The following is a 12,637-nucleotide window of genomic DNA, read 5'->3' on the forward strand; positions in this document are numbered from 1 at the left end:
GGTTAGCCTCAGTCCGTTGTCCGGTTAACGATAGTCACCGGCATCCCCGGTTTGAGGTTGGTGAAGCCCCGGGTAATGACCCGCTCTCCTGGCTGAAGTCCGGCGATAATTTCGATCTGTTCGCCGGTTTTTAGACCGGTTTCGAGTGGCCGTATCTGCACCTTATTCTCGCTGTCGGTTATGAAGACATAACTGCCGTTGGCGGATTGTCGCAGGCTGCCGAAAGGTAACAGCAGTACCTGTTGGCGGGCGATACTGAATTTGACTCGTGCAAACTGGCCCGGGCGTGCGCCCTCTGGTGCAGGATTCAGGCTGATTTCAAGGGTGCCACTGCGGGTCGCCGGATCGATGGTGGGGTAGACTCGGCTGATTTTACCGGGCACCGCAAAGGGCTGCCGTTGTTGGCTTGTTTGTAGAGCATCGATCTGAATGTCGACCGGCATACCGATCGTTAGTTGATTGATGAGCAGTTCAGAGACATCGACCTTCAGCCTTAGACTATTGATATCAGCAACGGTTAACAGGTGAGAGGACTGCTCCGCCAGATTTCCCGGTTCGGTATGTCGGCCAGTGATGACACCGTCAATGGGAGAGCGTATACGGGTATAGCCAAGCCGCGTGGCGATCACTTTTTCATCGGCTTGGGCAACGGCGAGATCGGTTTCTCGGCTGGTGAGCTCTGAACGGGCAGTGAGGTTGCGCTTAATAAGCCCTTTGATACGGGCTAATTCGGTCTCGGCCTGCTGGCGAACAGCTCGGGCCCGTTGTAACTGCGCCTTGAGTAGCTGATCATCCAATGTGACTAACAGCTGATCGCGTGTCACCCGGTCGCCTTCACGGGGCAATATCTGTTTGACGATACCCTCTTCTTGGGTATAGATATTGATGGTTTGAAAGGCTTCAAGGGTGCCGGTTCGAATCCGCTCTAGTTCAATATCGGCGGGGGCTGCCTGCATGACCTCAACCAGGTGAGGCTTCGCTTGACGCGCTTTTCCACTAGGCTGTTGTTCGCACCCGGAGAGTAATATGAAGGTTGTGCATAACAGGGTAACAATTTTGCCGGACATATAACGCCGCTGTCTATGTGAATGATGAATAATATCTATACCACAGATAGATGAAATGTCGACAGCGGTTTCGGTTAAAACTGATACATAGATTGTGCTACAGATTTAGTGCTTTTTTAAACGTGTCGAGGAGTAAATCAAACACCCCCGGCTTTACTTTTTTATGGTATTCCAAACGTAGCTGATCCACCTCTTTTAGTTGGCCTTGTAGCTCAGCAAGGTTGGCATCGGTGGCTGTTGGTAGGCTGCTAACTATGTTTTGTACCTTATTAAGGCCTTCCAGTGATAGTTCTTTGCGCTCGGGTGAAAATTTGTATGCCCGAGCGGTTTGCAACTCGGTTAAAAACAGTGCGATTTTAGCGTTAAAAATAGTTGGATCTTGAGTGTCGACGGCTTGCTTATAATGCAGGCGCATCTCTTTCATGGTGGGCTTGAGCGGCCCGGCGCTAACGGTGTTAATCAATAGCAGGCTGATGAGTAATACGAATATAGGAGTTTTATACAGCTTTTTGAACAACATATTAGCTTCCACAATGGCCGGAGCAGCCCGCGCTACCCAGGCAGGGAGGGGCTTCGGGGTCGTTAAGGGTTTTATGACGAATGACACCACCGGTATTAAGTAGTTTGGTGATGGCGGCATTAATGGGGGTATTACCCTCGTCAAAGCCGCCGATATCACATAGATCAGCCCAGGTTGAGAGCTTGAGTGCCATTGGGTGGCGCACCGTAAAAATCTCGCCGGTTGTTTCGCAGCGATAATCATAAGTTGGCATAATCTCTTTCCTTGTCGTTTCTGCCTTTCCGAGGCCGAACCTTAGCATGGTTTTTCGGCGGAGGTAATCAATATACACGACGTTAGCGGATAGGTGTTTATACTGACTCATCGATGTTTAATTTTTGGAGTGGCCTATGCACCAGTCGAGTGGTTTAAAAACACGTCATTGTCTTCCCTACCAAGGGTTAGCTGAGCTGAGTCCAGAAGAGGCGCAGCAGCGCTTAGGGCAACTAGCGTCTGGCTGGTCTATCGGTGATGGGGCTAAAGTTATCCACAAACTATTCCAGTTTAACGATTTTCATCACACGATGGCATTCGTCAATGCATTGGCGTGGATCGCCCAGCGAGAAAACCATCATCCCGATCTCGAGGTGAGTTATGCCCGCTGCCGGGTACGTTACACCACTCATGTTCTGGGTGGTTTGTCTGAAAATGATTTTATTTGCGCGGCAATGATCGATGCGCTGGATGCTGAATAATCCGATACTAGCGGCATGTTCGGTTGGTATTCAGCGACGATTGGGCACAATGCCCACTTAATCAAAAGAGGGAGCGATGTACATGATAAGGCGATCGTTAGTGGTCTTGCTAAGTGTGGGGTTGGCAAGCTGTGCCACGCTCGATAAAGATGATTGTTTGTCGGCGGATTGGCAATTGATTGGCTTTAATGATGGTGCGGCAGGATATGAAACTAAGCGTTTAGAGCAGCATCGAGACGCCTGTGCTGAATATGGTGTGGTGCCACAGATCGATGATTATTTGCAAGGCTACGATCGCGGAGTGATACGCTACTGCACTGCTGTTAATGGCTATGCAACCGCCCGCGCAGGGAAGGTGTTCAATGCCGTTTGTAGTGGTGACCTGCGTCCAGCGTTTGCGTATGGTTTTGAGCTAGGTGTCGAGGCTCATCGGCAAGTAGAGCGGTTGGCCGATGCTAAGGAGCGGTTAACGGCGTTGAAAGCTGCGCAACATGCCGATAGACATCAGCTTAACCAAGCTCGGGATGCATTATTGGCGGATAAACTTGAGCCTAGCAGGCGTGCTTTGTTACTTAATGAGGTTCGAGGGTTGGACCGAGCCATTCATTTGCGTGCCTTACATATTATGCAACAACAGCATGAGGTGGATAGGGAAGCGCGTTATCTCACCACATTGGAAGCCGATCTACGTTCACAGCTATGAGCTAAGTTGTTTTGTAAGACAAAAAAAGCCCTGCACAAGGGCAGGGTAAGAAGCCTGTTTAAAGGCGATGGTGAATAGCGATAAATCGATGTAACGGGGTTTAGGTGGGCCGGCTGGAGCCTGAATCAGCCGACCCGATCAACGGGGTTGAATCGATATTAGTCGTCGTGACGGGGTTTTTTATCACCGTGACGTGGTTTGTCTGGGCGCATCTCCATAAATTTCTCCTGTTGCTCAGGAGTAAGGATCGCGAATAGCTCTTTTTTCTGTTCGGCACGCATGGTGATCATCTTAGCTGTATTTTCCTGTGCGGTAGCGACAAGGTCAGCGACCTGCTGATCATAATCGGCGGCATTGACATCCAGATCCCGCATCGCGGTATACATCTCTTTCATTTGATCACGCTGATCACGCATCTCGTCGCGACGATCTTTGAACAGTTCTTTCACCTGCGTTTCTTGCGCTTCGCTCAGGTCTAATTTTTTGACCATAGCGTGCAGACGTTTGCCGGCATGCTTACCGTCTTCCATCTGTTCATGTTTGCCGTGATGGCCTTCTTCACGATCACCGCAACGGTCTTTATCGTGAGCTGAAGCGATACCTGCGGTAAGTGCACCTGCACCAATGATAGCAGCGGTAATTCCTATAATGATTTGTTTACGCATGGTCGTTCTCCGAAAGCGTTGTTTGTTTTGATGGATACAGTATGTCCTGCCCCCCTGCTAAGTTGGGTAAAGGAGGTGTAAAGTTTGGTAAAGGGTGTTTAAGACAGATGAAATTACTCGGTGGCTTGATTACTCTGGCATTATCTTGAAGTGGTTCATATTGAAGCGGTTCATCCAGAAAGAGATCTATTTATGAGTGAGAACGTGAAGCTACTATTAGTCGATGACGATCAGGAACTTTGTGAACTGATGGGACAGTACCTCCAGTCCGAAGGCTTTGAGGTCAGTTTTGCCCACAGTGTTGAGCAAGCATTACCGTTACTACAGCAAGATGGCCGTTACGACCTGCTGATTTTTGACATTATGATGCCGGGGCAGACGGGCCTCGAACTGTTACAACAGGTACGGCCTCGAATTAAAACCCCGGTGATAATGCTCACCGGGCGGGGCGATGATATCGATCGGATTATCGGTTTAGAAATGGGCGCCGATGATTATTTGGGCAAGCCTTGCAACCCCCGTGAATTAGTGGCTCGTATTCGTGCGGTATTACGGCGCAGTGTTCACTCCCCAGAACCGGAAGACAGTCGTTCGGATATGCTGAGCCTACACAATATCCAGTTGGATCCCGGCAAGCGCCGCGTGCTGGTGGCTGGCAGCGAGATCGAATTAACCAGTGCCGAGTTTAATGTCTTGGCTGAGTTGATGCGTGGCGTAGGCTCTATTATCAGTAAAGATGAGCTGACCGAGAAAGTGTTACACCGTAAGTTGACCGCTTATGATCGGGCGATCGATGTCCACGTGAGCCGGGTACGCCAAAAACTGGCGGCGGCGATCCCCGGTAGTGAACTGATTAAAACCGTACGTGGTGCGGGCTATATGTTGGTCAACGAATAACGTCTCGTACAGAGCAAAATTAAGGCAGGTAGTAGGTTAATGGCGATTCGCTGGTATAAACGATTGTTTCTGAAAATATTTGTGACCGTGTGGGTTACCAGTTTTCTGGTGATTACACTGACGGCCTTTGTTATTGGGCATCTTTCAGAGCAAGAGCGTGATCGTGATGTGCTGAGTGCCAAAGCATTGGGGCAGGCGGAGCTATTGATTGATCGTTATGAACGAAATGGTCGACTACCTTCGATAAAGGAATGGCGACGAATTCATGATGATCACAAAGAAAAGCGGCCGTTTCCGGTTCAAATTCAAATTGCTGAGTTGCCCAACGGCAAGGTTATTTTTGGCCGTAGTGATCTACGAAAATTCCGTGAGCCTATGATTTTTAAGGTTATTTCTGATAGTAATCGTGAATATAGGGTAGTGGCTGAAACCCACCTACCACCTGATTTAGTTGGCAAACTGTTTGGTTTCTTTCTCTCGGTTCAAGTGGCGCTGTTAATGGTAGTGGCGGGTATTGCCGCGTTGTTGATTAGTCTGATGGTGGTGCGTCCGGTGAACCGTTTACGGCAGTATGCCCGTGATCTGTATAACGGCGACTTGAGCGCCCGCACCGATGATCGTCTCAGTCGCCGAGGCGATGAGATTGGTGAACTGAGTCGTGAATTCAATCAGATGGCGGAATATGTTGAGCAAACGCTGCAATCGAATACCCATTTATTACAGGATGTCTCTCATGAGCTGCGAGCGCCTTTAGCAAGGCTGCAGATGGCAGCGGGGTTGGCCGGGCAGAAGATGTCGGATGCGGATCAGCAATATATTGAGCGGATTAATCAGGAATGTGATCGTATTAATCGGTTGATCGATGAGATTCTGCGCTTATCTCGGCTGGAGCAAATGGAGCTGTCAGATCAGCCCTTTGCGCTTAATAGCGTGATCGATACCTTGGTGGACGATTTTAGCTTTAGTGCGCCACAGCACCCGCTGCAATGGCAGCCTGTGGATTACCGGATAAAAGGTAACCCAGTGCTATTGGAGCGGGCCTTGAGTAATATTCTCGGTAATGCGGTGAAACACACGCCAACGGGGACGCAGATTCGTATTTCAGCTGAGTTAGTGGCCGGCAAGGTGTTAATTCGGGTAGCCGATAAAGGTCCTGGCCTCAATGAGGAGCAGTTAGCACGGATGTTTAAACCCTTTGTACGCTTTACCGGGCAGCAGAACGGTTATGGCCTCGGCTTGAGTATTGCGCAGCGTGCAACTCAGTTGTTAGGCGGCACGCTTACCGCGCGCAGCCCTACGGGGGAGGGGCTCGAGTTGATTCTGAGTTTCCCCAAAGCTTGAGGTATACGGGCTGACAGGTTATGAGTGATCTGCGAGGTCGCTTAAAGAGTTATGAAGTGGTTGAGCTCGTCTGCGGACTTTGCTGCAAGATAGTATCGATCGGCACTGGGCGGCTAATGGCATAGCCCTGTGCATAATCGACCCCGATACTCTTAAGGCGAGCCATCATCTCATCGGTTTCGACAAACTCAGCGATAGTCTTCATTCCCATAATATGACCCACCTCGTTAATGGAGCGGACCATCGCTTCATCAATGGGGTCGGTCAGTATATTGCGCACGAACATACCGTCGATTTTCAGGAGGTCGACCGGCAAGTTTTTCAGGTAGGCAAAGGACGACAGGCCGCTACCAAAGTCATCGAGGGCAAAGCGGCAGCCAAGGTTTTTCAACGAGCGGATAAATATTTGCGCATTTTTAAGGTTAGCAATCGCTGCGGTTTCGGTGATTTCGAACTTGATCATGTTCGCCGGCACAGGGCCTTGCTGAATACTGCGGATAATGAATCCCAATAAAGAATCGTCCCCGAGAGATTGACCGGATAGGTTGATCGCTAAACTGGAAATATGATCTAGGTTATCAATATTGTTCGCCATCCACTGCAAGCTATTACGAATGACCCAACGATCGATTTGAGGGGCGATATTGTAACGTTCAGCGGCGGGTAGAAAGGCATCCGGAGCGATGATCTTCCCGGTGTCAGATTGCAGTCGGAGCAAAATTTCATAACCAATTTTCTGGTCGCTTTGTAGCGGCACTATCGGCTGTGCATAGAGCTTAAAGGCGTTTTCTTCTAGGGCGCGATGGATCTCTGTGGCCCACTGAATATAGCCCTTACGAATCAGTTGCTGTTCATCATGGTCATTGTAAATATGGATACGATTACGGCCGGCATCTTTGGCGGTATAACAGGCCGTATCAACATCTTGAAGGGCCGCAACAGCGCTGTTCGTATGATGGTCAACGATCGTGATACCTGCGCTGATTTCGACCTTAAAGGTGTGTTCTTCCCACTGGAAACGGAACTGTTTAAGGTCGGCCATAATCATCTGGATGACATGTTCTCCTCTGGCTAGGCTGGCGTTTTCTAGTAGCAAGAGGAATTCATCGCCACCGGGGCGGGCCAAGGTATCGCGGCTGCGTAGTTTATCGCGAATGAGGTTGCTGACCTGTCGTAGCATGTCATCCCCGGCCATATGGCCGCAGGTATCATTGATGATCTTAAATTGATCAATATCGATAAAGCAGAGTACATGGTGGGAGAGGTATTTATGGGCATGTTCGATGGTTTGGGTGAGTTCATTTTCAAACTGTTGTCGATTGAGCAAACCGGTTAGTGAATCATGGGTGGTTTGGAAATCGATCTGGTCGTTGATCTTACGGACTTCGGTAATATCATCCTGTAGGGCCACGAAATGGGTAATTTCGCCGAGGTTATTGGTAATAGGTGAAATGATCTCTTCGGCCCAATATAGCTCGCCGTTCTTCTTTTTATTATGAAACACACCGCGCCATTCTTGGCCGGATAACAGGGTTTTCCACAGGTCATGGTAGACCTCTTTGGAGGTTTCGCCGGAATTGAGTAAACGAGAATTCTTGCCCATGACCTCATCGGCCGAATAGCCAGTAATGTCGGTGAAACGCGGGTTAATATACTCGATATTGCCGCTAAGGTCGGTGATGACCACCATATTGGGGCTTTGTTCGACCGCCCGTGATAATTTCTTCAGGGTGCTGGTGGCCGCCTGCTGTTCAGTAATGTCATTAAATACGCCTACGCCACCATTCACTGCGCCGGTATGGTCTCGTAGGGGAACAAACTCAGCCATCAGGTACATGGAACGATGGCCCATAATGGACACATAGGGGCCTTCGAAATAACCAATATTACCTTCCAGTGCTTCGTTTAACGCGGCGATAACCTGCTGGTTAGTCAGTTTTTCACGTAAATTAAGGCCAACAATGGCTGAGCTAGGGGAGCCGATAATATCGGTAAAACGCTGATTGATCATGGTGATATTACTCGCCTGATCATAGTGAAAAATGCCCACCGGTGAGTGCTCGACAATTGAGGAGAGGCGGGCTTCACTGTTATGCAACTCTTCGGTGCGTTCTTTGACACTGCACTCAAGCTCTCTCGCCCAGCGACGTTGAGCGGCAGAGAAGGTGAACAGGATCGGTAATAAAAAGAGTAAAAAGATCGTTGCGATCGTTATCTGTTGTATGAGGTATTGGGTTAACAGTGAATGAATGTGGCTGATTTCGATATCAGCCGCGGTGACAAACAGGCGGCCATCAGAGGAGAGTTGCGGGATAAATACGCTACGAAAGTGCCCCCAGGCGTCCGTTATTTCGAAGAACTGTTGTGTTCTTTCGGTGAAGACCTGATCTATACGAGGGTCGGCATCGTCATAGGGTAAAAAATAATTGTAGAGGTATTTGCCTGATTGAAGCTCATCATTAGTGCTACCAGAACTGGTAAAAAATATCGTATCCTCCTGCTTTATTAGCGTATAGACGTAGATAACATCTATATTTCGGGTAAAACGCGATAGTTTTATGGTGTTATTTAGATCAGTGGCGTGGTCAATATCGCCGGGCTTCATGTCTTTGTGATGAAAATCCGGCGGTAATATTAATGGTGCGGTTCTGGCACTGAGGACTAGATCGGTATCAATCTGTTGGTAAATTCGGTCATGTTCCTGTGAATAACCCCAAACGACGTAGATCGCAACCCAGATAATATAGATCAGGACGGCGAGATATACTTTGTTAGTCGTTTTAAATGTCATAGTGAGAGTATAGGTAGAATTGCAACAAAAGTTATTACTCCTATACCTGAAACGAGTACAAATGCGGCAAGGCGAGGATTTCTGTGAGTTGCTCCAGTGCGGTGCAGATCTCATTCGCTAGATGAGGGTCGGCAAGGTCTTCCGGTGCTAATTGATCCCGGTAGTGACGGTTAATCCAGTTTTTCAACTGCTGATATAGCGGTTCATTGAGTAATACTGGGGAATGAACGGCGGCCAGTTCTGTTTCACTCATCGGCACGCGTAAGCGCAGACAGGCAGGTCCTCCACCGTTATTCATGCTTTGTGTCAGGTCGATATACTCTACCGCATTAACCGGATTAGGGCCGTCAATTAACTGATCTATGGCATTTTGTGCCTGAGGCGATGCGAGACAGTTGGCGGGGGCGAGTAACAGCATAGTTTGATCTGCAAGGCTAATTAGTTGGCTATTAAATAAGTAGCTATCGACGGCATTCTTAACGCTTAGATCTTGACGGTTGATTTGATGAATAATCAGCGGCGTATCGCTTTCTAGGCGTTGCCACTGCTGCTGTAAGCGATACAAGAGGGATGCCTGATTAACCCAAGCGTCTTGGTGTAGCAATAATAGGTTACGCTGTCCGACACCGATAACATCATGATGAAAAACGCCCTGATCGATCACCTTTGGGTTTTGCTGTGCCAGTAATACATGGGATGTAGATAAGTTATGCTGCCGAATCAACGCTTCACAGGCGGCCTGGGTTTGCCGCGCCGGAAAGCGTTGAGGTGTGGCGGTCTGATTGCCGCGGCCATAAACCAGCAATGTCAGGCCCGGATGTCTGTGAGTCGGGCAAAGGCAGGTGTGATTGGCAGCGCCTTCATCGGCAAAGTGGCTTTGTGCAGGCAGTGATGGATGATGGTAGAAATGTTTCGGGTTGGGAAAAATTCGTTGTAATAGCGTGCCGCTGGAGGTTGTTTCAATGGCACGGTGGAAGGTGGTTATCAGGTTGGCCGGGGTAAAATGTATGCGTTTGTCTGGGCTATCAAGACTGCTGGATACGGTTGCCGCATTTGCCGCCCACATCGAAGAGGCGGAATAACAAGCCGCTAATAGATGTGGTGCCTGACGGTGGGCTTGGCTGAGAACCTGTTCGCTGTTGCCGTGAAAGCCTAGACGTCTAAGAGTATCAAAATCTGGGCGGCAAGCGGGTGGCAATACGCCTTGGGTTTGCCCCAACTGCACTAAACGCCACATTTTCTCCAGCCCCTGAAGGGCCGCCTGACGGGGCGAAGCGATTTGACCTTTATGCTGGTTAGATGCGAGGTTGCCAGGCGATAGCCCCGCATAGTTATGACTAGGGCCAATTAAGCCATCAAAGTTAACTTCCTGATACGGCATACAACCTCCATGAGTCGCTATAGGGTTAAGCCTGGGCTGAGATTCGCCGGGAGCTTGGGTTCGCTGCTTTCGATGGAAGCCACCGCATAGGCGCAGTAATCCGCCGCATAGTAGGCTGAAGGGCGGTGGTTGCCACTGCTACCGCAGCCGCCAAAAGGGAGTGCACTGCTGGCACCGGTGAGCGGACGGTTCCAGTTGATAATGCCGGCACGAATATGGCGTTGAAAATATGCATATTGCACAGGGTCATCACTGAATAAGCCAGCTGATAGGCCGTAAGCGGTGTGATTCGCCAGAGTGATGGCCGTGGTAAAATGGTCGTAGCGGATTACTTGTAAGAGTGGTCCGAAATACTCTTCATCCGGTCTCTGAGTCATCGCCGTGGTGTCGATAATGGCGGGTGACAGCAGAGTGCCGCTGTCATTCAACAGCTGTGCTTCGAGTAGTATGCTAGCCCCGTGCTGATGTAAGTGATGTTGTGCATCAAGGATATTATCGGCCGCAGCTTGATTGATTAGGCTACCCATAAAGGGCTGCGGATCGGCATTGTATAAACCGACCTTGAGTTTGCGACAGGCGTGGATTAACTGTTCAAGGAAACGATCCCCCCAAGGGGATGCGGGTAGCAGTAAGCGTCGGGCGCAGGTACAGCGTTGCCCGGCGCTGATAAAAGCGGACATAATCGTGTCATGCAGGGCGGCTTTCAAGTTCTCGACGGGGGTGATTACCAAGGGGTTATTGCCACCCATTTCCAGTGCTAGGATCTTTTCGGGATGTCCGCCAAACTGACGGTGCAACAGTTGGCCGGTGGTAGCACTGCCCGTAAAAAAGAGTCCGTCGATGTCCGCTGAGGCGGCGAGTGCTTTACCGGTTTCGCTGTCACCTTGAATTAGGTTGAGCACACCATCGGGAAGCGCCGCTTTTTGCCATAGATGAACCATGAGTTCAGCGCATCGAGGAGTTAATTCGCTGGGCTTAAATACTACGGTATTGCCCGCCAATAGCGCGGGAATGATATGCCCATTGGGTAGATGCATGGGAAAATTGTAGGGGCCGAATATCGCCACGACCCCGTGGGGTTTATGCCGTAATACCTGCTCCCCCTGTGGCCCTTGTTCGCGCCGTGTGGGGCAGCGCTCGGCATACGCCTGAAAGGAGATCTCGGTTTTACTGATCATTGCGCTAATTTCAGTGCGGCTTTCCCACAGGGGTTTACCGGTTTCCTGCCCGATGCTGTCTGCGAGTAACTCTGAGTGCTGTTGCAATAGCTCTGTAAAGCGGAGGATATAGTGTTGTCGTTGCGACAGTGTGAGTTCGCGCCAATGCATTGAGGCGGCTCGGGCAGCGTTTACGGCATTATTCACCTGTGAGACTGAGGCACCGCGGCCCTGCCAGAGCGGTTCATCGGAGGTGGGGCTGTTAGAGGTTAACAATGGCCCGTCACCGGCTATCCAGCGCCCGCCGATATAGAGTGATGCCTGGGTTTTCATGGTTCAACTCCTGCGCTTGAGAGGCACAACCCGAACTTGGTCGCCTTGGGCGACCTGTAGTTGCTGGGCTAGTGTTGTTGGGAGGGGGATTTTGCCGGCAACTGGGGTGCTATAAACGATGGCGCAGCGAAAGGCTTGCCGGGATGTATTACTGATTAGGTAGGGCGTGTTACCGGCATGATAGGAATCGCTAGCGACCTCGGCATAATGGCTTTTGCGGATCACTCTTATATCTTTTGGTTTGCAGGCAAGCGTCGGCCCCGCATCAAAAATATCGATATATTCCTCGTAGCGAAAACCTTCACTTTCTAGCATTTTACGCGCGGGCACGGTGTTCTCGTGTACCTCACCAATCACCTTACGGGCGTTCTCTGGCAGCAGGTGAATATAGATAGAATGCTTGGGCATCAGCTCGGCTATAAAGACCTTATTACCGATGCCAGTGAGATAGTCAGCCTCAGAGAATGCCATGCTGAAAAAGTGTTGCCCTAATCCTTCCCAAAAAGGCGAGCGCCCCTGAGGATCGCTAACGCCGCGCATTTCAGCGATTACCTTTGCCGCAAAGCGCTCTTTAAATTGAGCGATAAAGAGGAAGCGGCAGCGAGACAGTAAGGCGCCGTTATTATCCTGTCGGTATTGTGGCTCTAAATAAAGCGTGCAGACCTCGGTGCAGCCGGTGTAGTCATTGCATAGATAGAGAGTTTTAAAGCTATTATGCACGCCGAGTTCGCGCGATGCATGAACCACGGTGCCGATGCGGTAGTGATAGAAAGGTTCTCTTAAACCCACGGCCGACTCAATACCGCAAACACCGATGACTCGCTGCTGCGAACAGTCTTCTAGGACAAACAGATAGCTGTCACCGAGAGGGTCAGCGACGGGTTGTTGAAAGGATTTTTCTGAGGCTAGAATTTTGGCTTCCAAGAGGTCTCGGTTAGCGGGTAGTGAGGTGAACCCCGGACCGCTGTTGTTGGCCATTTCATAGAGGCGATCCAGATCTGATCGTCTGATCGGGCGAATTATATTGATATCGTTCATCCCTACTCTC

Annotated in this window: 12 protein-coding genes; 4 read left to right on the plus strand and 8 right to left on the minus strand. The window is 50.0% G+C overall.

Annotation, left to right across the window (positions count from 1 at the left end):
* Nucleotides 1-8: 8 nt before the first annotated feature.
* From ACN0T0_RS12705 to ACN0T0_RS12715, 3 genes are all read right to left on the minus strand, one after another.
* Nucleotides 9-1,067: an efflux RND transporter periplasmic adaptor subunit gene (locus ACN0T0_RS12705; RefSeq protein ID WP_417226632.1), complete on the minus strand. Its 1,059-nt coding sequence runs from the start codon at nucleotides 1,065-1,067 to the stop codon at nucleotides 9-11.
* Between the two features lie 97 nt (nucleotides 1,068-1,164).
* Nucleotides 1,165-1,587 carry a cytochrome b562 gene (locus tag ACN0T0_RS12710; RefSeq protein ID WP_417226634.1) on the minus strand — a complete coding sequence of 141 codons (423 nt, stop codon included), beginning with the start codon at nucleotides 1,585-1,587 and terminating at the stop codon, nucleotides 1,165-1,167.
* 1 nt (nucleotide 1,588) lies between these two features.
* A complete protein-coding gene (locus ACN0T0_RS12715) occupies nucleotides 1,589-1,840 on the minus strand; it encodes a zinc ribbon domain-containing protein (RefSeq protein ID WP_417226636.1) in 252 nt (83 codons plus the stop codon).
* 136 nt (nucleotides 1,841-1,976) lie between these two features.
* Here ACN0T0_RS12715 and ACN0T0_RS12720 point away from each other — a divergent pair, with 136 nt between their 5' ends.
* Nucleotides 1,977-2,321: a 4a-hydroxytetrahydrobiopterin dehydratase gene (locus ACN0T0_RS12720; RefSeq protein ID WP_417226638.1), complete on the plus strand. Its 345-nt coding sequence runs from the start codon at nucleotides 1,977-1,979 to the stop codon at nucleotides 2,319-2,321.
* A gap of 76 nt (nucleotides 2,322-2,397) precedes the next feature.
* Complete coding sequence (locus ACN0T0_RS12725) at nucleotides 2,398-3,024, plus strand: DUF2799 domain-containing protein (RefSeq protein ID WP_417226640.1); 627 nt, start codon at nucleotides 2,398-2,400, stop codon at nucleotides 3,022-3,024.
* A gap of 158 nt (nucleotides 3,025-3,182) precedes the next feature.
* Here the strand turns inward: ACN0T0_RS12725 and ACN0T0_RS12730 are convergent, their stop codons facing one another.
* Nucleotides 3,183-3,689, minus strand: a complete 507-nt coding sequence (locus ACN0T0_RS12730) for a Spy/CpxP family protein refolding chaperone (RefSeq protein WP_417226642.1) — start codon at nucleotides 3,687-3,689, stop codon at nucleotides 3,183-3,185.
* A 192-nt stretch (nucleotides 3,690-3,881) separates the two neighbouring features.
* Between ACN0T0_RS12730 and ACN0T0_RS12735 the strand changes: the two genes are divergently transcribed.
* Together ACN0T0_RS12735 and ACN0T0_RS12740 are read left to right on the plus strand one after the other, a co-directional pair.
* Nucleotides 3,882-4,586 (plus strand): response regulator, encoded by a 705-nt coding sequence (locus ACN0T0_RS12735; protein WP_417226644.1) that lies wholly within the window; start codon nucleotides 3,882-3,884, stop codon nucleotides 4,584-4,586.
* A 39-nt stretch (nucleotides 4,587-4,625) separates the two neighbouring features.
* Nucleotides 4,626-5,927, plus strand: coding sequence for a sensor histidine kinase (locus ACN0T0_RS12740; protein WP_417226646.1), 1,302 nt, complete (start codon nucleotides 4,626-4,628; stop codon nucleotides 5,925-5,927).
* 49 nt (nucleotides 5,928-5,976) lie between these two features.
* Here ACN0T0_RS12740 and ACN0T0_RS12745 read toward each other — a convergent pair whose 3' ends face one another.
* From ACN0T0_RS12745 to astA, 4 genes are read right to left on the minus strand one after another with little or no spacing between them, the layout of a single operon-like run.
* Complete coding sequence (locus tag ACN0T0_RS12745) at nucleotides 5,977-8,718, minus strand: EAL domain-containing protein (protein WP_417226648.1); 2,742 nt, start codon at nucleotides 8,716-8,718, stop codon at nucleotides 5,977-5,979.
* Nucleotides 8,719-8,758: 40 nt separating this feature from the next.
* Nucleotides 8,759-10,099 (minus strand): N-succinylarginine dihydrolase, encoded by a 1,341-nt coding sequence (astB, locus tag ACN0T0_RS12750; RefSeq protein WP_417226650.1) that lies wholly within the window; start codon nucleotides 10,097-10,099, stop codon nucleotides 8,759-8,761.
* Between the two features lie 17 nt (nucleotides 10,100-10,116).
* Nucleotides 10,117-11,589, minus strand: a complete 1,473-nt coding sequence (gene astD, locus ACN0T0_RS12755; RefSeq protein WP_417226652.1) for a succinylglutamate-semialdehyde dehydrogenase — start codon at nucleotides 11,587-11,589, stop codon at nucleotides 10,117-10,119.
* Nucleotides 11,590-11,592: 3 nt separating this feature from the next.
* The gene (gene astA / locus ACN0T0_RS12760) at nucleotides 11,593-12,627 is read right to left on the minus strand and encodes an arginine N-succinyltransferase (RefSeq protein WP_417226654.1); all 1,035 of its coding nucleotides are present in this window, start codon (nucleotides 12,625-12,627) and stop codon (nucleotides 11,593-11,595) included.
* Nucleotides 12,628-12,637 lie beyond the last annotated feature (10 nt).

The organism is Amphritea sp., assembly GCF_048266285.1.
Classification (GTDB): domain Bacteria; phylum Pseudomonadota; class Gammaproteobacteria; order Pseudomonadales; family Balneatricaceae; genus Amphritea.